Genomic DNA, 25,906 nt, shown 5'->3' with positions numbered 1-25,906 from the left:
GGAGAAATCTTATGTTTGAACTGATGGATAATTACGAAAGTGAAGCCGTCATAAAAGTCATCGGTGTTGGTGGTGGTGGCGGAAACGCCGTACAACACATGGTTAAAGAGTCTATCGAAGGTGTGCAGTTTATTGCTGCTAACACCGACGCACAGGCACTGCGTAACCATACTGCCGATGTCACCATTCAGTTAGGTGGTGAAATTACCAAGGGCTTGGGCGCAGGCGCAAACCCGGAAGTGGGTCGCCAGTCTGCTGAAGATGATCGCGAAGCGATTAAAGCACAATTAGAAGGTGCGGATATGGTCTTTATCGCCGCTGGTATGGGGGGCGGTACAGGTACCGGTGCCGCGCCAGTGGTTGCGGAAGTCGCCAAAGAACTGGGTATTTTAACGGTTGCTGTGGTTACTAAGCCGTTCCCGTTTGAGGGTAAAAAGCGCATGGCAGTTGCTGACGAGGGTATTAACGCCTTGTCGCAAAGTGTTGATTCGTTAATCACCATTCCAAACGAAAAATTGCTCAAAGTGATGGGTAAGGGTACGTCATTACTGGATGCCTTTAGTGCTGCTAACAATGTGTTATTGGGTGCGGTACAAGGTATTGCTGAGCTGATTACGCGTCCGGGCCTTATCAACGTCGACTTTGCCGACGTGCGTGCGGTGATGAAAGAAATGGGCACCGCGATGATGGGAACAGGTGTTGCCAGCGGTGAAGACCGTGCGCAGGAAGCGGCTGAAATGGCAATCAACAGTCCGCTGCTTGAGGACATCGATCTTTCTGGTGCGCGCGGCGTATTAGTTAACGTGACTGCCGGCATGGATATGAGCATTGACGAATTTGAAACCGTAGGTAATACGGTTAAAGCCTTTGCTTCTGATAATGCGACCGTCATTGTGGGTACTGTTATCGATACCGAAATGTCTGATGAGTTGCGTGTTACTGTAGTTGCCACAGGTATAGGTGCTGAGCGCAAACCTGATATCTCGCTGGTAAACAGCGGTCAGGCTACCAAGCGCGATGCGGCACCAAGTTACCGTGCAGACCTTGATCGCAGCGCTGCAGCACCGCGTTACGAAGAAGTCGAGGAGCAACAAGCGGAACCGCAGGCCGAGGCAGCTCGTAAAACTGCGCCTAAAAAGCAGCAGGATAAAGAGCTGGATTATTTAGATATTCCGGCATTTTTGCGCAAACAAGTCGATTGATGCGTAAAAAATAAGCAAAATTTGCTTGCACCATGACAAATGTCGTATACTATGCGGCCGCGCTGGCATTGACGTTGAGTATAGCCAGTCGCTGTTTAAAGAGGTGAGTTTAGCTAATGGTAAAACAACGTACATTACAACAAGCGATCTCAACGACCGGTGTTGGGCTGCACAAGGGCAATAAAGTCAATTTGACGTTGCGCCCGGCACCCGCAAACACTGGCTTGATATTTCGCCGTGTCGATTTAGACCCGGCGGTGGATATTCCTGCGCGAGCCGATTGGGTGCGGGACACACAGTTGTGTACGTGTTTGATAAACGAACAGAATGTTCGCATATCGACCGTTGAACACCTATTAGCTGCGCTTGCCGGCGTCGGTATTGATAACTGCATTATCGAAGTCGATTCACACGAAATTCCGATTATGGATGGCAGCTCACATCCCTTTGTCTACCTGCTACAAAGTGCGGGGATTGAAGAGCAGTCTGTGGCGAAGAAGTTTATTCGTATCAAATCGCCAATTCGTGTTGAAGAGGAAGATGGCAAATGGGCGGAACTGCTACCCTACGATGGATTCCGCATTGATTTTGCCATCGACTTTGACCATCCGGCCATTGCTGAGACGGGTCAGGCAGTGTCAATGGACTTCAACAGCGGCGCTTTCATCAAAGAGATCAGCCGCGCGCGTACCTTTGGCTTTATGAAAGATATCGAGTATTTGCGTAAGAACAATCTTGCCTTGGGCGGGAGCTTCGATAATGCCGTGGTGTTAGACGAGTTCCGTGTGCTGAATACTGATGGCCTGCGTTACGACGACGAGTTTGTTAAGCATAAAATGCTCGATGCGATTGGCGACCTGTATATGGGTGGGCATAGTATTTTAGGCCACTTACGTGCATACAAATCGGGGCATGCGTTAAATAACCAGCTACTGCAAGCGCTGTTACAACAGCAGGAAGCCTGGGAATTTGTAACATTTGATGACGCTGAAGCCGAGTCTCCAATCACCTATTGGGCGCCAAGCCTGGCTTAATGTATTTACGGTAGCCTGCATTAGTCGGGCTACCACATCCTATCTGCCATCTTTAATAGTTCCGATTTTAATGGCTCCTGGCTGTTTTCCGCCAAACGTAAAATGCGTTCGCGACGCGACGCCTTCTCGCTGCTGGCTAGTGCACTGCGATCCAATTGCGGCTTCACCTTGATTTCGATTGTCTGAACAGCAACCGTCGCATCCTGTTGGAAATGCGTTATAATGCGCCCTTGTTGTAACTTTAATTGGGTTGCCCAAGTAGCCGAATCGGCCTCAACAATGAGTTTGTTATCGCGCACGTTAATCAGCTGACAGTGTTCGATAAGCGGTCGCTGTGCCGCTTCAGCAAACAATTGTTGCCATTGTTTCAGTTGAACGGCAAACTGTGCGTATCGTTGCAGTGCTTGCGATTGCGGCTCGACGTTGGAACGGAGCCATTGTTTGGGTGTTTTGGGTTTATGACTCATGGTGTTGTTTATACCTGGCGCTCGATTAAGAACCCTATAAAAGAGAGTATTCATGAGTTTATCAGTCTTTTACCGAGGCTCAAAAATACGATTTCGTTTTAGTCTGACGCGACGACGCTTGTTATCTTACACTGGTTTACTGAGTGTCGTACTGTTGGCTGCGTGGTCACCGTGGGAATACCAGGGAATCGATCCACAGCTGGCACAAGAAAAAATAACGGCTGAGCAGCGTAATTTAGCGGTTCAGCAGCAGGTTGTTGCCGAGATGCGCGAAAAAACCGAAAAAAAATTAGGCGCAATGACTGTTTATTTAGGCGAACTACGAGCACAGGTGCGTCGCTTAGACGCGCTCGGTGAGCGTTTGGCAGAAAAAGCCAATCTCAGCAACGGAGAGTTTAACTTTAACAGTGACATTCCGCTGGGCGGCCCCGAAGCCGTCACCTCTGAGCTTCCCAAAGCGTCGGGGACCGATGTATTAGCGGAAATCGACCAGTTATTGAATCACATCTCGGATAAACAAAAACAGCTTTCCCTCCTTGAATCTGTAATGATGAACCACAATGTCTCTAATGCGAGTTATATAGCTGGGCGTCCCATTAGCGAGGGGTGGCTATCATCGCAATACGGAGTAAGAAAAGATCCGTTTAACGGCACACCGGCAATGCATAAGGGCCTCGATTTTGCCAGTTATGCCGAGGACGTCAAAGTGGTGGCAACCGGTGCCGGCGTTGTAACCTGGGCCGGCGATAGATGGGGCTACGGTCAACTCATTGAAATCGACCATGGTGGCGGGCTAAAAACGCGCTATGGGCACAACGACACGTTGTTAGTTGAAGTCGGTGACGTGGTAACGCGCGGCCAGGCGATTGCCGAAATGGGTAACACGGGCCGTTCAACCGGACCGCACGTACATTATGAAGTGTTGCGCAATGACCAGCAAATTGACCCCAATCAGTTTGTTTATCGCAAACTCGACGATGAATAAAAACAGATAAACGCGAGCGACGCCGGTACTGTAGGCGTCGCTTTTGTTGTAATTTTACAAGACAGGAAATTCCGTACTCATGTTAGGCAGTTTGTTTAGTAAAGTATTTGGCAGTCGTAACGACCGCATTCTGAAGGCGCTATCCAAAAAGGTTAACCAAATTAACCAGCTGGAGCCTGAATTCGAAGCGTTATCCGACGCAGAACTCAAAGACAAAACAGCGGAGTTTCGAAAGCGCTTAGCCGATGGCGAGAGCCTACAGAGTTTGTTAACGGAGGCATTCGCGACAGTGCGCGAAGCTAGTAAGCGTGTGTTTAAAATGCGCCATTTTGACGTGCAAATGGTCGGTGGTATGGTGCTGGATGAAAATCGCATCGCCGAAATGAAAACCGGTGAAGGTAAAACGTTAACCGCGACCCTGCCGGCTTATTTGAACGCGCTGGCGGGCAAAGGTGTTCACATCATCACCGTTAACGATTATCTGGCGCGCCGCGATGCTGAATTTAACCGCCCATTATTTGAATTTTTGGGTATGACGGTTGCCTTTAATATACCCGGATTGCCACCGCAACAGAAAAAAGAAGCCTACCAAGCCGACATCACTTACGGCACTAATAATGAATTTGGTTTTGACTATTTGCGCGACAACATGGCGTTTTCACCGGAAGATCGCGTGCAGCGCGAGCTTTACTACGCGCTAGTCGATGAAGTTGATTCGATCCTGATTGACGAAGCTCGTACACCGTTAATTATCTCCGGGCCTGCAGAAGACAGCTCCGAGATGTACACCAAAATGAATGAGCTGGTACCGCTATTAACCCGTCAGGAAAAAGAAGATACCGAAGAAGAAAAGGGTGACGGCGACTTTACTATCGATGAAAAGGCGAAACAGCTGCACTTGACCGAGCACGGTCAGGAGCACGTTGAGTCACTACTTAAAGAACGCGGAATGCTGGGTGAGGATGATTCGCTTTATTCTGCCGCCAATATTACGCTTTTGCATCATATTAATGCGGCGTTACGGGCGCATCACTTGTTCCAGAAAGATGTCGACTATATCGTCAAAGACGGCAAAATTGTCATTGTAGACGAACACACCGGCCGTACCATGGAAGGCCGACGTTGGTCAGAAGGCCTGCACCAGGCAGTAGAAGCTAAGGAAGGCGTAGAGATACAAAACGAGAACCAAACACTGGCCTCGATTACCTTCCAGAACTACTTCCGCTTGTATGACAAATTAGCCGGTATGACGGGTACAGCCGATACCGAAGCATTCGAATTCCAATCAATTTATGGTCTGGAAACCGTGGTCATTCCCACCAACAAGCCGATGGTGCGTGACGACCGCGCTGACCTCATCTACCTCACGACCAAAGAAAAGTACGAGGCGATAGCAGAAGATATTCATGAGTGTCGTAAGCAGGGTCGACCGGTACTGGTTGGTACGGTGTCGATTGAAAACTCGGAATTATTATCGCAGCTACTGAAGAAGAAAAAGATACCGCATGCGGTACTTAACGCAAAATTCCATGCCCACGAAGCCGACATCATTGCGCAGGCCGGGCGTCCCGGCGCGGTGACCATTGCTACCAACATGGCCGGTCGTGGTACCGATATCGTGTTAGGAGGTAGCTGGATGGCTGAAGTCGAAAAGCTTGAAGAGCCGTCTAACGAAAAAATTGACGCAATAAAGCAAGAATGGCAAACCCTTCATGATCAAGTGATTGAAGCAGGGGGCCTGCATATTATTGGTACCGAGCGTCATGAGTCACGCCGTATCGATAATCAGCTACGCGGTCGTTCTGGTCGTCAGGGTGACCCGGGTTCGTCACGTTTCTATCTGTCGTTAGAAGATTCGCTGATGCGTATCTTTGCGTCCGATCGGATGGCGTCAATGATGAAACGACTGGGTATGAAAGAAGGTGAGGCGATTGAGCACCCCTGGGTGACGCGAGCGATAGAAAACGCACAGCGTAAAGTCGAAGGGCGTAACTTTGATATTCGTAAGCAACTGTTGGAATACGACGACGTCGCCAATGACCAGCGTCGTGTCGTCTACGAGCAGCGTAATGAATTGCTGGATGAAGGTGATATTTCTGAAACGATTCAGGTTATCCGTGAAGATGTCATCAATGCGGTGATTGACGAGTATGTTCCGCCGCAGTCTTTGGCCGAACTTTGGGATCTTGCCTCGCTTGAAGAGCGCTTGCGGGCAGACTTTGACGTGGAAGTCCCTCTACAGCAATGGCTGGAGGAAGATGATCACTTCCACGAGGAAGTACTACGCGAACGGGTGTTAGAGGCGCTTACCAAAGCGTATCAGGAAAAAGAAGACATGGTCGGTGCCGAAACGCTGCGCCGTTTTGAAAAGTCGATTATGCTGCAAAGCCTGGATCAGCATTGGAAAGAGCACCTTGCAGCGATGGACCACTTGCGTCAGGGTATCCATTTGCGTGGTTACGCTCAGAAAAATCCAAAACAGGAATACAAGCGCGAAGCGTTTGAGTTATTCAGTGAGATGCTGGAAAACCTGAAGCTTGACGTGGTTACCATTCTAAGCCGAGTTAAGGTTCGTGCGCCTGAAGACGTCGATGCGGTTGATCAGCAACGCAAAGCGGCAGATTCAGCACCACGGGAATTTAAGCACGAGCAAGCGAGTGCAACGGGTCAGGCTGAGCAACCTAATGCTAATGCCGGTGCACCGGCGCAGCGCGGTCCTAAAGTTGGACGTAACGATCCCTGCCCGTGTGGATCGGGTAAAAAATATAAACATTGCCACGGTAAACTATAACTCATGAGTGAAGCAGACAGTCAGCTCCCAACCGTGCATGTCGCGGTTGGGGTTATCGAAAACGATAATGGCGAGATCTTTATTGCCCAACGCCTGCCTGAGCAACACCAGGGTGGCAAATGGGAGTTTCCCGGCGGCAAAGTAGAGCCTGGTGAATCTGTGCAACAAGCACTAGCTCGTGAGTTAAAAGAAGAATGCAATATAGAAGTTGAGGACTGTGCTCCACTGACCGTAGTAGAACACCAATACCAGGATAAGCGGGTGTTACTCGATGTTTGGTGGGTACTAAAATATCGTGGTGAAGCAAAACAACTGGAAGGCCAGCAATGGCTTTGGGTTGATATTGCGCAGCTGGACGCGTTTCAATTCCCTGACGCCAATCAACCCATCGTCGAACGCTTAGTCGACACCCTCAATAGTTATTAATAGATATCGTCGTTGCCCGGAACTTGTTCGGGAACAACGGCGGGTTCTCCCGGAATCGACTTTTCCTCGTTCGCCCACTCGCCTAAGTCGATCAATTTGCAACGTTCACTGCAAAAGGGTTTGTAAGGAGAATTGTCACTCCATTCAACCTGTGTTTGGCAGGTCGGACAATCTACGGTTGTTGGCATAATATCCTCGTTTATCTTTATGGTTAGCTGGTGGTGGTACTTAACAGCGGACTGCGCGCCAGTTCGAAGGTGATGTCCTCGTTGGCGGCATCGGCATCGGTAGATGTCGGTATTGCCATAAACCGCAGCGTGAAACGTTGGCGGTGGCCACTAACAATCGGGTAATAAGGGCTGTCGGGTGGCATGCGAATGCGCAGTAGCGCGAGCGGGTCGCAACTTTCCTGCCAAAATCCGTTACGGGCAACCACCGTGTCAAACTCACCCTGTTGGCGGGTTAATTCCAATTGTAATTGAATAGCGGCAGCCAGTGGCTGCACTGCCTCGTGCCAGTAATCCCAATGTTGCTGTTGTAGCGCCAGCGGTTGACTTAACCAACGCTGTAATTGCGGTAACTCGAATAAGCCGGTTATTCCGGGCTGTATCAAGCGCGATCGAATACTTGCTAAAAACCGGTCGTCCTTTAGTTGGCGCAATGCGCGACCGATATATTGCAGATTATCTGAGGCCATGGTGATGCTCTGCAGGGCGCCCTGTAACGCATTTTGATCGATCTGGGGGTGGTTCTGCCAGCGCTCCATAGTCGCTCGTTGCAGTTCCAGGTCTTTTGCCAGCTCAGTTTTGATATCGTTGCGTTCGATCAGCTCCTGGGTAGCAAATAGCGTATTAAAAAACGCCAAAGGGGCGTGCTCAGCTAGTGCCAACGCATTGTTCAGTTCCACGAAGCTATGTTCCAGCCGCAGATAGGTGCGAAAACGCTCCTGAAGTGGATACTCATAGACGCTGCTACTTTGTTGCTCGCTGCTCATTTGGTTGTCCCGGAACCCTGCTCTTTATTATTCCGAGTATGATAACTGAATAGTATCGGGGTGCAATGGCCGGACTGTTAACGAATGTAATCAATCATGCTGCCAACTACTTGCCTGTTGCTGATAGAGGCCGTGTAAGTGATTAATTTGTTGCTGCAGCTGTGCAAGGCTACCGTCGTTACGGACAATGTCATCGGCATGAGCCAACCGTTGTTCGCGCGTTACCTGTGACGCCATTATGGCTTCTACCTGCTGCGCTGAGGTTTGGTCGCGTTCAAGGGTCCGCTGTACTTGCAACGATTCGGGGACGTCAATCACTAATACCCGCTGACAGAATCGGTCGAGGTTGTTCTCTAATAGCAATGGCGCCACCAGGACGACATAAGGCGAGCTGGCATGGCTTAATTGCTCGAGTATTCGCGTTCGAATAGCCGGATGCAATAAGTTATTTAACCACTGCTTATGTTCTTCGTTGTTAAACACGAGTTGCCGTAAAGCTTTGCGATTAAGCGCCCCCTGGTCATCCAGCAGATGATCACCAAAATGTTTTACGATTTCTTTCAGGCAGGGGCTTCCGGGACTTACAACCTCACGGGCTATGACGTCGGCATCAACAATATCGATGCCGAGTGTCGCGAAATAATCCGAGGCGGCTGATTTGCCGCTGCCAATACCGCCGGTCAGTCCCACAATATAATTTGCCATCGTTAGAAGCCTATCCACTGCCAGTAACTAAGTAGTAGTTCATTGCCGTAAAAATAACTGATTAAGCCGCCACCAATTAAAAATGGTCCGAATGGGATCGGGGCTGAATAGCCGCGTTTAAGCATCGCGATAACACCGACAACGATACCCACCAGCGAACTGGCCAGGATGGTTACCGGTAGCAAAGTTGCGCCGGTAAATGCGCCGATAGCGGCAAGCAATTTAAAATCGCCATAACCCAGGCCTTCCTTGCCGGTGAGCAATTTAAATGCCCAGTAGACTAGCCACAAGCTCAGGTATCCGGCTGCGGCACCAATTAACGCGGTTGTTGGGGTAATGGCGGATTGCCCGCTGATTGACCACAATAAGCCCAGCCAAAGCAGGCAGTAAGTCAATTGGTCAGGTAGCAGCTGATGACGTGTATCTATAACCACCATTGCCACTAACAACGCGGTTGCGACTAACAGCACCAGCCAGGTTAAGGTAATACCCAGTGTCCAGGCTGCATAACCTATTACTGCAGTCATGAGTAATTCTACCAGCCAGTAAACAACCGGAATGGTATCGCGGCAATGTCGACAGCGGCCCATCAATACGACATAACTTAGCAGTGGAATATTGTCATACCATGCGATACGGTGCTGACATTGCGGACAGTGCGACGGCGGGTGTGCGAGGTTATAACGATCCAATTCTTTAACGGGTTGTCCGTTAAGTTCCGCGCACTCGCGTTGCCACTGCTGCTGTAACTGCTTTGGCAGGCGTACAATGACGACGTTCAAAAAGCTACCGACGCAGGCGCCAAGCAGAATACCGATGAGTACAGCAGGCCATTGGCCGGCGGCGTAGAGAGTTTCCATTATGTCTTCCTGTTAAAACTGCTGCCCCAATGTAAAAATTGGTAGGTACATGGCGAGTAAAATCACGCCTATAATGCCGCCTAACGACAGCATCAGCAAGGGCTGTATCATGCCAACCAGTTGTTGACTGCGGCGACGTAAATCGTTACTGAGCTGTTGGGCTAGTTTGGTCATCATAAAGTCAATTCGGCCGGTTTGTTCACCGGTACTGATATAGGCAGTAATTAACGGATGATTGAGGCCGATATGATTAAGCGCCACTGACCAGGCATTGCCGTCCGCAACTAAGTCGGCCAACTTGTTACAATCATCGCGCGTTTTTAACCAGGCACTACTTTGAGCGCAAAGTTTTATGGCCGCTACTGCCGCCATACCTGAACGCTGCAATAGGGCCAGCCGCTGAAACATCTGTTGTTGACGTGCCTGCTCGGTCAGAGTTCCGATAACCGGCAAGTACAGTAAACTGCGTTGCCAGATACCCCGGTAATAGCGGCGGCTTAACCATGCGCCCAATGCTAGTAGCAGGCAGGCGGTCAGTAACATGTTGCCGTAGTTGCTGAGCAACAACGAAAAGGCCAATAACTTTTGTGTCAGCAATGGCAGCTGGCCGGCACCAAATAAAGCGGTAAACTTCGGCAACACAAAAACTAACAGGCCGACGCTAATAACAATCGACAGGGCCAGAATGGCAAGCGGGTAACGCACGGCCGCTTTGATATGCTGACGCTGTGCATGGGCGTGGTTAAACTCATCCACCATGTGATTTAACACCGTAACAAACTGACCGCTTTGCTCAGCTAATTGCAGGTAACCAGTAAAGCTTACCGGAATTTTCGCCGGCAGCTCGGGCGCGGCACGGTATAAGGGTAAACCCTGGTTAACCGTTTGCGAGAACCTTATCAATACCTGTCGCACCAGCTTATCTGTTGTTTGTGCGGTGGTAACCTGCAGCGCATTGCGCATCGGAAGACCGCTTTCCAGCAGCAGACAGAGCTGTTCAAACGCCGCCATTAATAACTGTTGGTGCTTATAACACATCGGTTTTCTACGCGCTGGCATGCTCTAATCTCGCTGCCTGTTGAGCCGATGTTTTACCCGCTTTGACCAGCTGGTTAGCGTGTTGTGCCAAAGTCGGAAGTTGCTGTGCGTTAAGCATTCCTGCCAGCGATTGAGTGCGGAGCTTAAGTAAGGTGTCGGCTTGCCAGGGAGTAACCTCAAAGCAGGGTAATTGACCCTGATACCCGCTGTGACAATGTGTGCAACCAACTCCCTTACAGCGTTTGCACAAGCGTCGTAGTAGCCGTTGGCTTACGATTAAGCTTAACGCGCTGGCTATTTCCGCTTCCGGAATCCCTAAAGCCTGTAAGCGCTGAAAGCTTGCCAGCGCGCCACTGGTGTGCAGCGAGGCGAGTACAAGGTGCCCGGTTTGAGCTGCCTGAAGTGCCACCCGGGCGGTTTCGCTGTCACGAATTTCACCCACCATCAGGACGTCCGGATCTTGCCGTAGCAAGGTTCGCAGAATCGTAGCAAAGTCCAGTTGCTGTTGTTGCCGCACCGGTACCTGGTTTATCCCCGGACAACGTATTTCGATAGGGTCTTCTACCGTGCAGATATTTAAGGCACGCTGATTAAGTCGCTGCAGCAGGCTGTATAGCGTGGAGGTTTTACCGCTGCCGGTTGGTCCCGTGACTAAGATAAGCCCCTGTGCGCTCTTAAGTGCTCGTGAGGTAACCATCAACTGTGTCTGGGTTAGCCCTAAGCGGGAAAGTGCACTGACTTGCTCCAGCATACCCAAGCTGCGAAGTACCAGCTTTTCTCCGGACATGACAGCGCAGGTGCTGACCCGAAAGTCGTAGGCAGTTAGCGGCTGCTTATCATCAACGGTAACAGCTACAGAAAAACGCCCGTCCTGCGAACGTCGCTGTTCACTACTATCCAAATCCGCCAGAACCTTAATATGAGCAATCAACTGTTTGCCGTTATCTGCGCTTAAATGTTGCAGGGTTATCAGCTCACCGGCTACGCGGATGCGAATACGAAGGCTATTAATGGTTGGTTCCAGATGGACGTCCGACGCTTGCTGCCTCAGCGTATAAGTAATCAATTGGGTCAACCAGTCCGTGACGGCTGCCCGGGTATCAATCAAGCACTGGTGTTGATGACACAATTCAATGATAACAACGCGTGCCGTGGATAAGGTTTGCCACGCCAAATGCAGCTGCGCAGACTTTGTCATTGCGGTTTTAGCCAGTGCCACTAAGGCAATTTCGTCATTTTGATACAGGATACAGAAATTGCCCACGGCTAAGCCCATGGTTGAACGCAGTGTTGCCTCTGCGGGGGATTCGGAACGGGGCATGTCGGCGAGCTGTCCGGCGCAGTTCACGGCATCAAACCTGCGTTGCAATTGGCGATAACCGAACGTCCACTGTTAAAGTCAGAACATTGGGTTTGCCAGGCCAGCATGCCTTGTTGCTCGGCCGGAACTAAGCTCACCGAAACAGGCTGGTTATCAACTTTAACTTCTTTGAGTTGCAAAGTTATTACGCCTGCCGGCTGCAAGGATAAGTCGCTGAGTGATTCCGGCAGCGGTGTGGGTAGCTCGGGTATGCCGTTTACACCGGGGCTGGCGCAGGCATCAAGATTACCCTCCAGTTGCCAGCATAGCGCGATAGCGAGTTGCAGCGGTTGTGCATGTTGCAGTGCCTGCGTCGCTTTTGCACGCTGTGTATATTGATGGTAAGCCGGAATAGCCAGTGACGAAAGTATTGCGATAATGGCAATAACGACCATCAGCTCGATAAGGCTAAAAGCAAATTGTCTGGAGTTGGGGTAGTGCATGGCGGCTCTCGTCAATAAAAGCCGCAAGCATGGTTGATGAGCGCTAACTGCGCAAACAGATTAACCTGTAAGCGATCAACTAATGCGCATCGACAGGTCAATAGCCTGCACGTGTTTGGTTAACGCGCCGGAGGAAATAAAATCCACCCCCGTGTCCTTTAATTCGCTAAGGCGGGCATCGGTTATGTTGCCAGATACTTCTAATTGCGCCGTTTTGCCCTGCTGTTGGTTTTGTTTAACCGCTTGATGAATATCATCCAGCGAAAAGTTATCTAACATGATGATGTCGGCTTTAGCTGCCAGCGCCTGACCAAACTCAGTCAGGTTTTCCACCTCAACTTCGACTGGTTTACCGGGGTTAAGTTTGTGTGCTTGCGTAACCGCATTGGCAATGCCGCCACAGGCAGCAATATGATTTTCTTTGATCAAATAGGCGTCGTATAGCCCGATACGATGATTTTTTCCGCCACCGCAGCGAACCGCATATTTTTGTGCCAGACGCAGCCCGGGTAAGGTTTTTCGGGTATCCAGCAGGCGTGTGCCAGAGCCGGCCAATAGCTCGGTATAACGGGCCGTTAAGGTCGCTGTGCCGGCTAATGTTTGCAGAAAATTCAGTGCAGTTCGCTCGCCGGTAAGTAAGGAACGACTGCTTCCGGATAGCTGACACAGCACGGTGTTTTTATCAACATGGTCGGCATCAGTGACCTGCCAATCGATGTTTACTTCAGGATCCAGCTGCTGAAATACCTCGTTAACCCAAGCCATTCCGCACATTACCATTGGTTCGCGGGTAATAATCGTTGCCTCTGAGCGGGTATCCTTTGCGATCAACTGTGCGGTAATATCGAGCTCAGCATCAACGGCTGATAAATCTTCCGCCAATGCCTGAGCGACTTGTTGTTTTAACGACTGCAATTCGATTGAGGACATCACTTCCATGCCGGCTTTACCTTTGGTTGCACAATGAGGATACTAGGGGGCAAACTTTACCTGTTTGCGGTAGCTGTGAAAAGACATTCATTAACGAAGAGCACGATGGAGCCAAAACTGAACAGTACAGTGTCGATTTCAGACCACCGGTTAGTGACAGCGCGGCAGTTACCAAGTCCGCATTTTGACGCACGCCCCGACGCCGATGATATAAGCCTGTTGGTTATTCATTGTATTAGCCTGCCCGAGGGCAGCTATGGGAGTCCGTATGTCGAGCAGCTTTTTCTGGGCAGCTTAGACACCTCGCCCGGCAGCGACTTTGCTTATCTTGATGGTTTGCGTGTCTCGTCGCATTTAGTTATACGCCGGGATGGCGCGGTGGAGCAATATGTGCCTTTTAACCAACGTGCCTGGCACGCCGGTAAATCCAGTTATTGTGGTCGCACACGCTGTAATGATTTCAGTATTGGGATAGAGCTAGAGGGAACCGATCAAGATCGCTATACTGAAGCACAATACCAACAGTTGGCATTGATAACAGCAGCTTTATTAAGTCACTATCCGCAGTTGCGGCGAGACCGTATCGTCGGACATGAGGATATCGCCCCGGGACGCAAGACTGATCCGGGCCGGGGTTTTGACTGGCAGCGTTATCGTAACCAATTACAAGCAATGGAAAACAGCTGCCCCGAGCAGGAGAAACTATGATCTTAATTGCCCTGCTAATCGCTTTTAGCATTGAACGGGTTGTCCACTTGCCGGCATTTTGGCAAATGGACTTTTTGCTGGCGCGGTGGTTAGACTGGAGCCAGCAAAAGTTATCACCGGGAAAACAACAACAGCTCGACAAACCCGTGCCGCAGGCAATTTGGTTATTGCTGCCGGCGCTGCTGGCAGGTTTGTTGGTTACCTTGTTGGACAATAGCCTGGTCACCTTTATAGCGGGTATCATTGCTTTGCTGGTTGGCATGAGTTGCCCGGACGCACGCAGTGCTTATAAAAATTATCTAAAGGCAGCTAATAAAGGTGACCATGAAGCGGTCGCGCATTACCAGCAACAACTCAATCTCCTGGCAGGCAGCGACGCATCGCGACCCATTAACCAAACGGTCTGTTGGTTAAATTTTCAGTATTACGTGGCGGTGATGTTCTTTTATGTTGTATTTGGCGTGTTTGGCGTTCTTGCTTACGCGGCAATTCGTAGTGCGGAGCTGCATCAGTCGGCGCGCTTTAACAGCTTGCCCTTACAGCGGTTACGCTGGGCTTTAGATTTTATTCCTGTACGGCTGGCGGGTCTTGGTTTGTTGATCGTTGGGCATTTTTCGCGGGCACTGCCGGTGTGGCTCAGTTCATTAACTGACCTGCGTTGCGATCAGCGCGACGTGTTGGCTGCAGTTGTTGATAAAGCAGAGGATATGACACATCACCCGGATGATAAAACTGATGCCGCCGGGGCACAGCTAAAACTCATGAAACGCCAGCAAATTGTCTGGTTGTGCGTGATTGCGCTGATGACATTGTCAGGCGGACTTTACTAGCTGAGTCGTTAACTCGAGGTCATACCAGACCAGAAAAATTTGGGTTTTGCTGTTACTTCTACTAAAATGATCCCATCTTTTGGTCAGACCAATTTACCGAATGGCATTTCAACCGATAAAAGTGGCGAAAATATCCGATCAAATTGTTGCTGAAATTGAGGCAATGATTGTCGATGGTCGTTTTAGCGCGGGTGAAAAACTGCCGTCAGAGCGTGAGTTGGCACAACGGTTCAATGTTTCGCGGCAATCACTGCGCGAAGCCATCCAGAAGCTTGAGGCCAAAGGGTTGATTGATCGTCGTCAAGGCGGTGGCACCTTTATTACCGATACGCTAAATGACAAAGTGGCGACGCCCTTGTTTGAGTTATTGGCTAAACATCCCGAGTCACAGTTTGACCTGCTGGAGTTTCGTCATGCGCTCGAGGGGATTTCGTCATTTTATGCTGCACTGCGTGGCACCGATTCCGATCTGGATCGGATTAAATGCAGTATCAATAACATCATTGAATCACAAGCGAGTGATATAGACTCACAGGTTGACGCGTTGGTCGCGTTTTACCTGCGTATCGCCGAGGCTTCCCATAATGTCGTGCTATTGCATGTGGTTATGGGTATGAAAGAATTGCTCGCAGATAATATAAAACAAAATTTAGACATACTGGCTCAACACCCGCAGGTGTTAGAGCAATTAAATCAACACCGCTCACAAATTGCAGCTGCAATTATTGATGGGCAACCGGAGCAGGCGCGGGATGCATGTCATCAGCATTTGTCCTATATTGAACAGGCATTGCTGGAAATGACCAAAGAGCAATCACGCATCCAGCGCTCGCTGCGTCGTTCCTGAATAACTTAACGGTAAGGAATAGCTATGAGTGAAGAATTAAACAAAGATGTTGACCAGCAGGAAACTCAGGAGTGGTTAGACGCTCTTGAGGGTGTGCTCGACGCCGAAGGTCCCGAGCGCGCGCATTTCTTGTTGGAGCAGTTAATCGACAAGGCGCGTCGTAACGGGGCGTATTTGCCATACCGTCCGACCACATCGTATCTGAATACTATTCCGGCCAGTCAGGAACCGACCATGCCGGGCAACCAGACCATGGAATCACGTATCCGCTCAGCGATCCGCTGGAACGCTGTGATGATGGTGCTGCGCGCCTCGCAAAAAGGCGAAGAGCTGGGTGGTCACATTGCCAGCTTCGCGTCATCTGCGATGCTGTATGACGTGGGTTTTAATCATTTCTTCCGTGCGCCGAGTGAAGGCGACGGCGGCGACTTCCTGTTTATTCAGGGCCACGCGTCACCGGGTATTTACGGTCGCGCCTTTATCGAAGGCCGTTTGACCGAAGAGCAGTTAAACAACTTCCGTCAGGAAGTCGAAGGTAAAGGCTTACCATCGTACCCGCACCCCAACCTGATGCCGGACTTCTGGCAGTTCCCGACTGTATCCATGGGCTTAGGACCCATCCAGGCTATTTACCTGGCTCGCTTCCTTAAGTACCTGACGGATCGCGGTATAAAAGATTGCTCTAACCAGCGCGTCTATTGCTTTATGGGTGATGGTGAGACGGATGAGCCGGAAAGCTTGGGTGCCATCAACATGGCGGCCCGTGAAGAGCTGGACAACCTGACTTTTGTGATTAACTGTAACCTGCAGCGCCTGGATGGTCCGGTGCGTGGTAACGGTAAAATTATCCAGGAGCTGGAAGGCACATTCCGTGGTGCAGGCTGGGAAGTCATCAAAGTCATTTGGGGCCGTTATTGGGATCCGCTGCTTTACCGTGATACCGAAGGTAAGCTGCGCCAGTTAATGGAGGAAACCGTTGATGGTGACTACCAGAACTTTAAAGCAAAAGGCGGTAAATACACGCGCGAAAACTTCTTCGGTAAATATCCGGAAACCGAAGAAATGGTTGCCAACCTGTCAGATGAAGACATCTGGCGCCTGAACCGCGGTGGTCATGATCCGGTCAAGGTTTACTCGGCTTATCACAAGGCAGTGAACACCAAAAATCGTCCACAGGTTATTTTAGCCAAAACCGTCAAAGGTTATGGCATGGGCGCAGCTGGTGAAGGCAAAAACATTGCCCACCAGGTTAAGAAAATGGATATGGACGCGATCAAACATTTGCGTGACCGCTTTAATATTCCGTTTAAAGACGAAGAACTTGAAGATTTGCCATACTACAAGTTTGAAGACGAAAGCGACGAGATGAAGTACATGAAAGAGCGTCGCGAATCCTTAGGTGGCTACATGCCGGTGCGACGCGCTAACAGCGACGTTGAGCTGGAGATGCCGTCACTGAAAGCGTTTGACGCCGTGCTGAAAGGTTCGGGCGACCGCGAAATCTCATCAACCATGGCGTTTGTACGCGTACTGACGGCATTGTTAAAGGATAAGAAAATTGGCAAACGCGTCGTACCGATCATTCCGGACGAGGCCCGTACCTTTGGTATGGAAGGCCTGTTCCGCCAGGTTGGTATTTATGCGCACCACGGCCAGAAATATACGCCGCAGGATGCTGATCAGGTTGCCTATTATCGTGAAGATAAAAAAGGCCAGGTTATTCAGGAAGGCATCAACGAGTTGGGCGCAATGGCGTCATGGGTTGCAGCGGGTACTAGTTACTCTCTGAACAATGAGCCAATGATCCCGTTCTACATTTACTACTCCATGTTCGGCTTCCAGCGTGTGGGCGATCTGGTCTGGGCTGCTGGCGACAGCCAAACCCGCGGCTTCCTGATTGGCGGCACGGCCGGCCGTACAACACTTAACGGTGAAGGTCTGCAGCACCAGGACGGACACAGCCATATTCTGTTTGGCACGGTGCCAAACTGTATCAGCTATGACCCAACCTATGGCTACGAAATTGCTGTTATCGTGCATGATGGTCTTAAGCGCATGTACGAAGATCAGGAGAACGTTTTCTACTACTTAACGGTAATGAACGAAAACTACCAGCAACCGGAAATGCCGGAAGGCGTGGAAGAAGGCATTCTGAAAGGAATGTATGTGCTGGATAACGTTAAAGCCAAGAAAAAAGCCAAGGCTGACGTACAGTTGTTAGGTAGCGGGACTATCCTGCAGCAGGTTCGTGAAGCCGCCGATATTCTGGCTGAACAGTTTGACGTTAACTCGACGGTTTACAGTGTTACCTCGTTTAACGAGCTGGCGCGTGATGGTCTGGATGTAGATCGTCACAACATGCTGAACCCGGATAAAGAAGCAAAAGAAGCTTATATCACCAAAGCAATGAAAGATGCTAAAGGACCGGCAATTGCTGCGACTGATTACATGAAACTTTACGCTGACCAGGTTCGTGCCTGGGTACCGACGCCTTATCGTGTGTTAGGCACTGATGGCTTTGGTCGTTCTGATAGCCGCGGTAATCTGCGCAAGCACTTTGAGGTAAGCCCCGAATTTATTGTTGTGGCGGCACTTAAAGAATTGGCGGATGCCGGTGATATCGATAAGAAAGTGGTAACCAAAGCGATCAAAGATTTTGGTATCGATACCGACAAACTTAACCCACGTTTAGCATAAGGAGTACTGAGATGGCCGATACAATCGAACTCAAAGTCCCTGACGTGGGCGGTGAAGAAGTCGAAGTCATTGAAATTTTGGTGAGCAAGGGTGATACCGTCGAGAAAGAAGACGGTATCGTAACGGTCGAGAGTGACAAGGCGTCGATGGACATCCCTGCCTCAGCCGGCGGTAAAATCGTTGAGCTGAAGGTAAAAGAAGGGGATACCATTAGCGAAGGTGACGTGCTGGCGATCGTCGAAGCGGCAGATGCCGGCTCTGAGGATTCATCTGACGGTGATGATGCAGAGGCCGAAGAAAGCGCTGAGGACACCTCTGATAGCAGCCAAAAAAGCGAAGATAAAGCGGAAGCCAAGAGCGATGACGAGCAGGACGAGGCCGAACAAGCATCGGACGCTGACAGCAAGTCCGGCTCGACTGAGTCGAAAGTGATTGAGGTAGAAGTACCGGATATTGGTGACGAAGAGGACGTCGAGATCATTGAAATTCTGGTCTCTAAAGGCGATTCAGTTGCCAAAGAAGATGGCTTAATTACGCTGGAAACCGATAAAGCGACCATGGACGTGCCTTGCCCGGATGACGGCGAGATCGTCGAAATGTTGGTTAAAGAGGGCGATAAAGTTTCGCAGGGCTCGGTGATTGCCAAGCTGAAAGTGGCTGGTGGTTCTGACGATTCGGGTTCATCTGAGAGTTCTCAAGAGCAAACCTCAGAGAACACAGAAAAAAGCGAATCGAAGGAAAAACCTAAAGACGAGTCATCAGAAGATTCCGGCAGTTCACGCGCTAAGCCTACCAGCGAGCGTCAGCCGCCGGTACCGGATCATCCAACCGAGCGCAAAGACAAGCACACTATTCATGCGTCGCCGGCAGTACGCCGCGTTGCACGTGAATTCGGTGTTGATTTGTCGCAGGTCAAAGGCAATGGTCCTAAAGGTCGTATCCTGAAAGAAGACGTGCAGGACTACGTTAAGTACGAGTTATCGCGTCCGAAAGCGGTTGCTGGTGCAACAGGACAGGGCGGTGGTGGCCTTCAGGTAATTGACGCGCCAAAAGTCGACTTTAGCAAGTTTGGCGAAGTCGAAGAAGTGCAACTTTCGCGTATTCAGCGTAAGTCAGGACCTAACCTGCATCGTAACTGGGTGACGATCCCTCATGTTACGCAGTTTGACGAAGCCGATATTACCGAGCTGGAAAACTTCCGTAAGGCCGAAAACGAAGTGGCGAAAAAGCAGGACTTAGGCTTTAAAATCACGCCATTGGTTTTCATTATGAAAGCCTGTGCTAAAGCGTTACGGGAATTCCCAACCTTTAATTCGAGCTTGTCTGAGTCCGGCGAATCGCTGTACATGAAAAAATATGTGCACATCGGCATTGCCGTTGATACACCGAACGGGCTTGTGGTACCGGTAATTCGTGATGTTGATAAGAAAGGCATTTATGAATTGTCAGAAGAGTTGGTTGAAATCAGCTCGAAAGCGCGCGATGGCAAATTGAAAGCTGCCGATATGCAAGGCGGATGCTTTTCGATTTCGAGTCTGGGCGGCATCGGTGGAACCGCATTCACACCAATCGTCAATGCGCCGGATGTAGCTATTTTGGGCGTTTCGCGCAATGAGATGAAGCCGAAGTGGAATGGTAAAGAGTTTGAGCCACGCTTGACGTTACCGTTGTCGTTATCGTACGACCACCGCGTAATTGATGGTGCTGAAGCCGCACGCTTTACCGCTTACTTAAGCCAGGTTCTGGGTGATATCCGCAAATTGGTATTGTAAACCTCGTGCCCAAGGCACGAGCTACGATCAATTTGACAAGAAATACGAAAAAATTCGCGCTACAATAGCGCCACTTTTTAGCGTTGACTGACCTCGGCCGGTGGCTCAACCGGCCGTAGCAAATAAGGGGTTAACATGAGCGACAAAATTAAAACACAGGTAGTAGTGTTAGGTTCGGGCCCAGGTGGCTATTCGGCAGCGTTTCGCGCCGCAGACTTAGGCCAGGATGTTGTTTTGATTGAGCGTTACAGCACCTTAGGCGGTGTTTGTCTTAACGTCGGTTGTATTCCGTCAAAAGCACTGCTGCACATGACCAAACATATCGAAGAAGCCAAAAATCTTGCGGCTGAAGGTATTGAATTTGGCGAGCCGAAAATTGACCTGGAAAAAATGCGCAAGCATAAAGAAAAGGTTGTTGGCCAGTTGACCGGTGGTCTGGGCCAGATGTCGAAAATGCGTAAGGTGAAAATTGTTAATGGTTACGGCAAGTTCACCGGTAGCAACACCATCGAGGTAGAAGGTGACGACGGTAACACCACGGTTGAGTTTGATAACGCCATTATCGCAGCCGGCTCACAAGCCATTAAGTTGCCATTTATTCCGCACGATGACGAGCGTGTGTGGGACTCTACTGATGCGCTGGAATTAAAAGAAATTCCGAAGAAAATGCTGCTGTTAGGCGGTGGTATTATCGCGTTGGAAATGGGTCAGGTTTATGCGTCTCTGGGCTCAAAAGTAGACGTGGTCGAAATGACCGACCAGCTGGTACCGCCGGCTGATGCTGACATCATCAAAAACTTTAATAAGCAAATTAAAGGCCGTTTCGAAAACGTTATGTTAAACACCAAGGCGACTAACGTTGAAGCCAAAAAAGACGGTGTTTATGTAACCTTCGAAGGTAAAAATGCGCCGGAAAAACCGGTTAAATATGACGTTGTTTTAGTTGCTGTGGGTCGTGCGCCTAACGGTAACAAAATCGATGCTGACAAAGCCGGTGTTAAGGTTGATGACCGCGGCTTTATCAATGTTGACAGCCAAATGCGCACTAATGTTGACCACATTTTTGCTATTGGTGACATTGTGGGTCAACCCATGCTGGCGCACAAAGCGGTACATGAATCGCATGTTGCAGCTGAAGTTATCGCGGGTAAGAAACACTTCTTCGAGCCTAAAGTTATTCCTTCTATCATGTATACCGACCCGGAAGTTGCATGGGCCGGTGTAACCGAGAAAGAAGCGAAAGAGAAAGGTATCGAGTATGACGCAGTGACTTTCCCGTGGTCTGCATCGGGCCGTGCGATTGCTTCAAATGCTCAGCAAGGTATGACTAAGCTGATCTTTGATAAGAACAATCGCATTATCGGCGGCGCTATGTGTGGTAGCAATGCCGGTGAGTTACTGGGTGAAGTGTGCCTGGCTATCGAAATGGGCTGTGATGCAGAAGATATCGCATTGACCGTACATGCGCATCCGACATTGCATGAATCAGTTGGTTTGGCCGCGGAGATTCAGGAAGGCTCTATCACTGATATGCCAAACCCGAAGGCTAAGAAGAAAAAGTAATAGTCAGTTGTAGTACTCTGTTACGTTAAGTTAACGGCAAAACGGCCGCATTCATCGCGAATGCGGCCGTTTTTCTTTGCGTGTCCGGTAACAATGCGATAATTTTAATGGGTTGTCTAATTTAGACTCATACAAACAACAAGGAGCCTGTTATGGCGAACGAAGGATATCATGAACCATACGAACTGCTGTCTGACGAAACCCGCGATATGCATCGCGCGATAATTTCGCTGATGGAAGAGTTGGAAGCGATGGACTGGTATAACCAACGTATCGATGTATGCAAAGACGATGAGTTACGATCGGTGTTAATCCATAATCGTGACGAAGAAAAAGAGCATGCGGCCATGACGCTGGAATGGATCCGTCGCAAAGATCCAAAGTTTGATGAAGAGCTAAAAGATTACTTGTTTACCGATAAATCACTAAAACATGATTAAAACAAAAACTCAGGGAACTCACATGAAATTAAAATTAGCTACCGTTGCGGCTAGTGTCTCAATGGCGCTAGCCTTATCTGCCTGCTCACCGCAGCAGGGCGAGGGCAACACGCAAGCCAATGCTGAACAACAACAATCCTCTGCCGAGCAACAAGCTCAACAGCAAATGCCGTCAGGTGTTGTGTTAGAAAACTTTGATCACAGCGTTAAGCCACAGGATGATCTTTATCGCCACGTTAATGGCGCCTGGATTGAGCGTACTGAAATTCCGTCAGACCGTTCGTCGGTGGGTTCGTTTTATGATTTGCGCGAGCAAAATCAAAAACGTCTGCGTGACATTATTGAAAACGCAGCCAACTCAAACCCTGAAGCAGGCAGCAGCGAACGTAAAGTCGGTGACTTCTTCAACGCCTTTATGGACGTAGAAACGCTTAACGAACTGGGTGTTTCACCGATTCAAAGCGATTTAGATGCAATCAAAGCGCTGGATAGCCACTCGGCTGTAGCCGAGCATATGGCACGTTTTAGTCGCCAAAGCGTCTCAACGCCGTTCGGCTTTTACGTGTATCCGGACGCCAAAGATCCGCAAACCAACGCCATGTATGTATCGCAATCAGGACTGGGCCTGCCGGATCGCGATTACTACCTGAACGATGAAGAGAAATTCAAGGAGTTCCGTGCAGCGTATCAAGACTATGCAGCAGATATTTTGGCTATGGCCGGCGTTGAAGATGCCGAAGCCGCTGCAGAGCGCATTCTTGAGCTGGAAACTAAGTTGGCTGAAATTCAGTGGTCACGGGTAGAAAGCCGTAATGCGGACAAAACCTATAACAAGAAGTCGGTTGACGAAGTGGCTGAAATGCTGGGTGACTTTGATTTTGCAGCCTGGGTAGAAACTGCCGGGTTAAGCGATGTCGACAACATGGTGATTCGCCAGCCGTCGTATTTCGAAGACTTTGGTGCGATGTTCACCGACGTTGAATTACAAGCGTGGAAGGATTATCTGAGCTTCCGCATGGTAAACGATGCGGCCACTATTCTGAGCGAAGAGTTTGGCGAGCGTCGTTTTGCGTTCTACGGTACGACCTTGCGTGGTATCCCCGAGCAGGAACCCCGCTGGAAGCGTGGTGTTGATGCGACCAACAGCATTCTGGGTGAAGTGTTAGGCCAGGTTTACGTTAAAGAGTACTTCCCACCAGAAGCTAAGCAAAAAATGGAAGTGCTGATCGAGAACCTGCGTGAGGCCTATGGTGACTCCATTCGTAACCTCGAGTGGATGACAGAAGACACCAAACAAAAAGCACTGGAAAAACTGGCTAAGTTTGATCCAAAAGTTGGCTACCCGAATGAATGGCGTGATTACAGCGACCTGCAAATCTCGGCGACTGACCTGGTTGGCAATTACAAAGCGTATGCCGAGTTTAATTACCAGGAAGAAATCGAGAAAATTGGTGGTCCGGTTGACGAAGAGGATTGGGGCATGACACCGCAAACGGTGAATGCTTATTACAGCCCGGTACGCAACGAAATCGTCTTCCCGGCTGGTATTTTGCAGCCTCCATTCTTTGATATGAATGCCGAAATGGCTGTTAACTACGGTGGCATAGGCGCGGTTATCGGTCACGAGATGGGCCACGGTTTTGATGATCAGGGCTCGAAATATGACGGTGATGGCAACCTGCAAAGCTGGTGGACTGACGCCGATCGCGAAGCATTTGACGAGCGTGGCCAACAGTTGTCTGCTCAGTTTAGCGCTTATGAACCTATCGAAGGGCTGAATATTAACGGTGACTTGACGCTAGGTGAGAACATTGGCGATTTAGCCGGTTTGACGATTGCTTATGAAGCGTACAAAAAGTCGCTCAACGGCGAACCATCGCCTGAACTGGACGGCTTTACCGGCGAGCAACGGGTATTTATTGGCTGGGCACAAGTATGGCGTGGTAAATACCGTGAAGATGCGATTCGTGAACAGGTGATGAGCGATCCGCACTCACCGGCAGAGTATCGTGTAAACGGTACCGTAGTTAACGTACCGGCGTTTTACGAAGCCTTTGACGTTGAGGAAGGTGACGAGCTTTATGTGGCGCCGGAAAACCGCGTGACCATCTGGTAATAGCTCTGTTAAACTAAAGAGTATGAAAACACTTACGGTTGTTTTGACATTGTTGGTGAGCCTGCTGGCGGGGACGTTTTCCGCGCCGGCAATGCACGCTATGCCAATGACAGACACCGTAGGTGTTGTTAGCTCCGAAGGCAGTGGCATGCATGATTGTTGCGACGAAGTCGAGCAACCGTCGATGGCAGAACATTGCGACGAGGAAGGCTTATTTTGCCAGTATTGTGAACAGCACTGTGCTGGCCAAATTGGCTTGGTTAATCTACTGACCGAATTTAATTCACCCTCATTTTTCACTGTGTTTAAGCACCAGCAAATGGCGCTTTGGCAGCGCAGTGAGCGCCTTATTCGTCCACCAAAACGGGTTGTTGCATAACCGGGAGTCTGTTTTTTTATGCACAATCAGAAGGTGGAATACCATGCGAGTTTTATTGTTAGCGCTATTCGTATTAGCGCTGAATACTAGTGTCAGCGCGGCACATGCGCTAGTTCAGGATCATAGCCAACATCAGCAAAGCAGTGACAACGACCCCTTTAACGACGCGCAAGTTGAGTATGTTTGCCCGATGCATAGTCAAATCGTAAAAGACGAAGCAGGTACTTGCCCCATCTGCGGTATGGACTTAGTGGAGCGCGAGAAAAAGCAAGAGCCTCAAGTATAGAACAAAGCTTTCATGTGCCCAAAGCCCAGCAACAAGCGATACGAGTCACCACGGCCACAGCAACCCGTAAAGATCTGCAACCCATGCTTAAGGCACAAGCGCAGGTGCGCTGGCAACAATCTGCCAAGTATCATGTGCATTCACGCGCCGAGGGTTGGGTGGAAGAACTTTATGCCGATGTTGAAGGTCAGTGGGTGGAACAGGGCGAAAAACTCTACCGTGTGTACGCACCGGACTTAGTCGTTGCGCAAGACGACTACCTTCAGCTGCTTAATTCAATTAATGAAGTGGGTGATGCCGAGAGCCAGCAACAGTTTAAACGCCGCGGTAAGCAGCGTTTACTGTTACTTGGCATGAGTGCGCAGCAAATTAGCTTGCTGGAAAAGACCAAACAAGCGTCCTACGAAGTGGACTATTATGCACCGCAATCCGGTTATATCACCGAACTCAACATTCAACAGAGCATGTACGTAAAACCAGGTTTGGAACTAATGACCATTACTGACGACCAGCAGCTCTGGTTTATGCTGGATATACCAGTACGCTACGCAGACCAGCTAAGCGTTGGCCAAATGGTTCATTTAAGTTCTGAACAGGTGAGTGGTCACTGGATGAATAACATTGACTACATTTATCCGCAAATAGACCCTCAGACTCAAACACTGACCGCGCGTGTGCCGATTGATAGCTCGATAGATTGCCTTCGCGAGGGGTTGTGGGCGACCGGTCATGTCGAGCTGTCGCCGGTAACAAACGCCCTGGTGATTCCGGTCAAAAGCTTAATTACCACGGCGCAAAATAACCGCGTGTTAGTGCAGGTCAGGGACCAGGCGTTTGCCGTCAAAGCAGTAAAGACCGGCCTGCGGGTGGGTGATGAGGTTGTGGTTACATCGGGCCTCGTTGACGGTGAGCAAGTGGTGACTAACGGCCAGTTCCTTTTAGCAGTTTCGCCGTAAACCCTCGCCCGATGAGGGCGGGGATATAAGGCGTAGGTTTTATAGTCAGTCTGCGACCTTGACTCAGATAAAGGCGC

The 25,906-nt window shown here is 49.8% G+C and carries 25 protein-coding genes; 16 read left to right on the top strand and 9 right to left on the bottom strand.

The window, feature by feature from the left end:
- Positions 1–11 precede the first annotated feature (11 nt).
- Both ftsZ and lpxC read left to right on the top strand, forming a co-directional pair.
- Positions 12–1,202 (top strand): cell division protein FtsZ, encoded by a 1,191-nt coding sequence (gene ftsZ, locus DEU29_RS07495; RefSeq protein ID WP_133539695.1) that lies wholly within the window; start codon positions 12–14, stop codon positions 1,200–1,202.
- A 116-nt stretch (positions 1,203–1,318) separates the two neighbouring features.
- Complete coding sequence (lpxC, locus tag DEU29_RS07490) at positions 1,319–2,236, top strand: UDP-3-O-acyl-N-acetylglucosamine deacetylase (protein WP_133539693.1); 918 nt, start codon at positions 1,319–1,321, stop codon at positions 2,234–2,236.
- A 29-nt stretch (positions 2,237–2,265) separates the two neighbouring features.
- On the opposite strand, the gene DEU29_RS07485 is transcribed toward lpxC, so the two are convergent.
- Positions 2,266–2,703, bottom strand: coding sequence for a DUF721 domain-containing protein (locus tag DEU29_RS07485; RefSeq protein ID WP_166635891.1), 438 nt, complete (start codon positions 2,701–2,703; stop codon positions 2,266–2,268).
- A gap of 52 nt (positions 2,704–2,755) precedes the next feature.
- Between DEU29_RS07485 and DEU29_RS07480 the strand changes: the two genes are divergently transcribed.
- The 3 genes from DEU29_RS07480 (at position 2,756) to mutT (ending at position 6,905) form a co-directional block, all read left to right on the top strand.
- Entirely contained in the window at positions 2,756–3,688 is a 933-nt protein-coding gene (locus DEU29_RS07480) for a M23 family metallopeptidase (protein WP_133539689.1), read from the top strand.
- Between the two features lie 79 nt (positions 3,689–3,767).
- Complete coding sequence (gene secA, locus DEU29_RS07475; RefSeq protein ID WP_133539687.1) at positions 3,768–6,479, top strand: preprotein translocase subunit SecA; 2,712 nt, start codon at positions 3,768–3,770, stop codon at positions 6,477–6,479.
- A gap of 3 nt (positions 6,480–6,482) precedes the next feature.
- Positions 6,483–6,905, top strand: a complete 423-nt coding sequence (gene mutT, locus DEU29_RS07470; protein ID WP_133539685.1) for an 8-oxo-dGTP diphosphatase MutT — start codon at positions 6,483–6,485, stop codon at positions 6,903–6,905.
- Here the strand turns inward: mutT and yacG are convergent.
- The 8 genes from yacG to nadC all read right to left on the bottom strand — a co-directional run bounded on the left by yacG (position 6,902) and on the right by nadC (position 13,235).
- Complete coding sequence (yacG, locus tag DEU29_RS07465) at positions 6,902–7,093, bottom strand: DNA gyrase inhibitor YacG (protein WP_133539683.1); 192 nt, start codon at positions 7,091–7,093, stop codon at positions 6,902–6,904. The genes mutT and yacG overlap by 4 nt on opposite strands.
- A gap of 23 nt (positions 7,094–7,116) precedes the next feature.
- Positions 7,117–7,899 carry a cell division protein ZapD gene (locus tag DEU29_RS07460; protein WP_133539681.1) on the bottom strand — a complete coding sequence of 261 codons (783 nt, stop codon included), beginning with the start codon at positions 7,897–7,899 and terminating at the stop codon, positions 7,117–7,119.
- Positions 7,900–7,989: 90 nt separating this feature from the next.
- Positions 7,990–8,604, bottom strand: coding sequence for a dephospho-CoA kinase (gene coaE / locus DEU29_RS07455; protein WP_133539679.1), 615 nt, complete (start codon positions 8,602–8,604; stop codon positions 7,990–7,992).
- Positions 8,605–8,606: 2 nt separating this feature from the next.
- Complete coding sequence (locus DEU29_RS07450; protein WP_133539677.1) at positions 8,607–9,464, bottom strand: prepilin peptidase; 858 nt, start codon at positions 9,462–9,464, stop codon at positions 8,607–8,609.
- Between the two features lie 12 nt (positions 9,465–9,476).
- Entirely contained in the window at positions 9,477–10,523 is a 1,047-nt protein-coding gene (locus DEU29_RS07445) for a type II secretion system F family protein (protein ID WP_133539675.1), read from the bottom strand.
- Positions 10,510–11,823 (bottom strand): GspE/PulE family protein, encoded by a 1,314-nt coding sequence (locus DEU29_RS07440; RefSeq protein ID WP_133539673.1) that lies wholly within the window; start codon positions 11,821–11,823, stop codon positions 10,510–10,512. The genes DEU29_RS07445 and DEU29_RS07440 overlap by 14 nt, the downstream gene beginning before the upstream one ends.
- 23 nt (positions 11,824–11,846) lie before the next feature.
- Positions 11,847–12,305 (bottom strand): pilin, encoded by a 459-nt coding sequence (locus DEU29_RS07435; protein WP_133539671.1) that lies wholly within the window; start codon positions 12,303–12,305, stop codon positions 11,847–11,849.
- A 75-nt stretch (positions 12,306–12,380) separates the two neighbouring features.
- A complete protein-coding gene (gene nadC, locus DEU29_RS07430; RefSeq protein ID WP_133539823.1) occupies positions 12,381–13,235 on the bottom strand; it encodes a carboxylating nicotinate-nucleotide diphosphorylase in 855 nt (284 codons plus the stop codon).
- Positions 13,236–13,340: 105 nt separating this feature from the next.
- On the opposite strand from nadC, the gene ampD reads away from it, so the two are divergent.
- The 11 genes from ampD (at position 13,341) to DEU29_RS07380 (ending at position 25,829) form a co-directional block, all read left to right on the top strand.
- On the top strand, positions 13,341–13,943 hold the full coding sequence (gene ampD / locus DEU29_RS07425; protein WP_243734513.1) for a 1,6-anhydro-N-acetylmuramyl-L-alanine amidase AmpD: 603 nt from the start codon (positions 13,341–13,343) through the stop codon (positions 13,941–13,943).
- Entirely contained in the window at positions 13,940–14,773 is an 834-nt protein-coding gene (gene ampE, locus DEU29_RS07420) for a regulatory signaling modulator protein AmpE (RefSeq protein WP_133539667.1), read from the top strand. Before ampD ends, ampE begins: the two co-directional genes overlap by 4 nt.
- A 100-nt stretch (positions 14,774–14,873) precedes the next feature.
- On the top strand, positions 14,874–15,620 hold the full coding sequence (pdhR, locus tag DEU29_RS07415; protein WP_133539665.1) for a pyruvate dehydrogenase complex transcriptional repressor PdhR: 747 nt from the start codon (positions 14,874–14,876) through the stop codon (positions 15,618–15,620).
- Positions 15,621–15,644: 24 nt separating this feature from the next.
- On the top strand, positions 15,645–18,317 hold the full coding sequence (gene aceE / locus DEU29_RS07410) for a pyruvate dehydrogenase (acetyl-transferring), homodimeric type (protein WP_133539663.1): 2,673 nt from the start codon (positions 15,645–15,647) through the stop codon (positions 18,315–18,317).
- An 11-nt stretch (positions 18,318–18,328) separates the two neighbouring features.
- Positions 18,329–20,089 (top strand): dihydrolipoyllysine-residue acetyltransferase, encoded by a 1,761-nt coding sequence (gene aceF / locus DEU29_RS07405; RefSeq protein ID WP_133539661.1) that lies wholly within the window; start codon positions 18,329–18,331, stop codon positions 20,087–20,089.
- A 135-nt stretch (positions 20,090–20,224) separates the two neighbouring features.
- Positions 20,225–21,652, top strand: a complete 1,428-nt coding sequence (lpdA, locus tag DEU29_RS07400) for a dihydrolipoyl dehydrogenase (RefSeq protein WP_133539659.1) — start codon at positions 20,225–20,227, stop codon at positions 21,650–21,652.
- Between the two features lie 152 nt (positions 21,653–21,804).
- A complete protein-coding gene (locus tag DEU29_RS07395) occupies positions 21,805–22,092 on the top strand; it encodes an encapsulin-associated ferritin-like protein (protein ID WP_133539658.1) in 288 nt (95 codons plus the stop codon).
- A gap of 22 nt (positions 22,093–22,114) precedes the next feature.
- The gene (locus DEU29_RS07390) at positions 22,115–24,208 is read left to right on the top strand and encodes a M13 family metallopeptidase (protein ID WP_133539656.1); all 2,094 of its coding nucleotides are present in this window, start codon (positions 22,115–22,117) and stop codon (positions 24,206–24,208) included.
- A 22-nt stretch (positions 24,209–24,230) separates the two neighbouring features.
- Entirely contained in the window at positions 24,231–24,587 is a 357-nt protein-coding gene (locus tag DEU29_RS07385; protein WP_133539654.1) for a hypothetical protein, read from the top strand.
- A gap of 43 nt (positions 24,588–24,630) precedes the next feature.
- On the top strand, positions 24,631–24,873 hold the full coding sequence (locus DEU29_RS14110) for a heavy metal-binding domain-containing protein (RefSeq protein WP_243734512.1): 243 nt from the start codon (positions 24,631–24,633) through the stop codon (positions 24,871–24,873).
- Positions 24,874–24,887: 14 nt separating this feature from the next.
- A complete protein-coding gene (locus DEU29_RS07380) occupies positions 24,888–25,829 on the top strand; it encodes an efflux RND transporter periplasmic adaptor subunit (protein WP_243734511.1) in 942 nt (313 codons plus the stop codon).
- Positions 25,830–25,906: the final 77 nt, after the last annotated feature.

The organism is Idiomarina aquatica (assembly GCF_004362895.1).
In the GTDB taxonomy this organism is placed as follows: Bacteria; Pseudomonadota; Gammaproteobacteria; order Enterobacterales; family Alteromonadaceae; genus Idiomarina.
The sequence above is the reverse complement of the archived record's forward strand: the minus strand, read 5'-3'. Positions and strand labels throughout refer to the sequence as shown.

Excerpts from the sequence above, each read along its gene's own strand:
- mutT (WP_133539685.1), top strand. The coding sequence starts at position 6,483 with ATGAGTGAAGCAGACAGTCAGCTCCCAACCGTGCATGTCGCGGTTGGG.
- coaE (WP_133539679.1), bottom strand. The coding sequence starts at position 8,604 with ATGGCAAATTATATTGTGGGACTGACCGGCGGTATTGGCAGCGGCAAA.
- ftsZ (WP_133539695.1), top strand. The coding sequence starts at position 12 with ATGTTTGAACTGATGGATAATTACGAAAGTGAAGCCGTCATAAAAGTC.
- DEU29_RS07435 (WP_133539671.1), bottom strand. The coding sequence starts at position 12,305 with ATGCACTACCCCAACTCCAGACAATTTGCTTTTAGCCTTATCGAGCTG.
- DEU29_RS07440 (WP_133539673.1), bottom strand. The coding sequence starts at position 11,823 with ATGCCCCGTTCCGAATCCCCCGCAGAGGCAACACTGCGTTCAACCATG.
- DEU29_RS07460 (WP_133539681.1), bottom strand. The coding sequence starts at position 7,899 with ATGAGCAGCGAGCAACAAAGTAGCAGCGTCTATGAGTATCCACTTCAG.
- DEU29_RS07480 (WP_133539689.1), top strand. The coding sequence starts at position 2,756 with ATGAGTTTATCAGTCTTTTACCGAGGCTCAAAAATACGATTTCGTTTT.
- DEU29_RS07395 (WP_133539658.1), top strand. The coding sequence starts at position 21,805 with ATGGCGAACGAAGGATATCATGAACCATACGAACTGCTGTCTGACGAA.
- lpxC (WP_133539693.1), top strand. The coding sequence starts at position 1,319 with ATGGTAAAACAACGTACATTACAACAAGCGATCTCAACGACCGGTGTT.
- lpdA (WP_133539659.1), top strand. The coding sequence starts at position 20,225 with ATGAGCGACAAAATTAAAACACAGGTAGTAGTGTTAGGTTCGGGCCCA.
- pdhR (WP_133539665.1), top strand. The coding sequence starts at position 14,874 with ATGGCATTTCAACCGATAAAAGTGGCGAAAATATCCGATCAAATTGTT.
- nadC (WP_133539823.1), bottom strand. The coding sequence starts at position 13,235 with ATGTCCTCAATCGAATTGCAGTCGTTAAAACAACAAGTCGCTCAGGCA.
- secA (WP_133539687.1), top strand. The coding sequence starts at position 3,768 with ATGTTAGGCAGTTTGTTTAGTAAAGTATTTGGCAGTCGTAACGACCGC.
- DEU29_RS07485 (WP_166635891.1), bottom strand. The coding sequence starts at position 2,703 with ATGAGTCATAAACCCAAAACACCCAAACAATGGCTCCGTTCCAACGTC.
- DEU29_RS07390 (WP_133539656.1), top strand. The coding sequence starts at position 22,115 with ATGAAATTAAAATTAGCTACCGTTGCGGCTAGTGTCTCAATGGCGCTA.
- aceF (WP_133539661.1), top strand. The coding sequence starts at position 18,329 with ATGGCCGATACAATCGAACTCAAAGTCCCTGACGTGGGCGGTGAAGAA.
- aceE (WP_133539663.1), top strand. The coding sequence starts at position 15,645 with ATGAGTGAAGAATTAAACAAAGATGTTGACCAGCAGGAAACTCAGGAG.
- ampE (WP_133539667.1), top strand. The coding sequence starts at position 13,940 with ATGATCTTAATTGCCCTGCTAATCGCTTTTAGCATTGAACGGGTTGTC.
- DEU29_RS07385 (WP_133539654.1), top strand. The coding sequence starts at position 24,231 with ATGAAAACACTTACGGTTGTTTTGACATTGTTGGTGAGCCTGCTGGCG.
- yacG (WP_133539683.1), bottom strand. The coding sequence starts at position 7,093 with ATGCCAACAACCGTAGATTGTCCGACCTGCCAAACACAGGTTGAATGG.
- ampD (WP_243734513.1), top strand. The coding sequence starts at position 13,341 with ATGGAGCCAAAACTGAACAGTACAGTGTCGATTTCAGACCACCGGTTA.
- DEU29_RS07450 (WP_133539677.1), bottom strand. The coding sequence starts at position 9,464 with ATGGAAACTCTCTACGCCGCCGGCCAATGGCCTGCTGTACTCATCGGT.
- DEU29_RS07445 (WP_133539675.1), bottom strand. The coding sequence starts at position 10,523 with ATGCCAGCGCGTAGAAAACCGATGTGTTATAAGCACCAACAGTTATTA.
- DEU29_RS14110 (WP_243734512.1), top strand. The coding sequence starts at position 24,631 with ATGCGAGTTTTATTGTTAGCGCTATTCGTATTAGCGCTGAATACTAGT.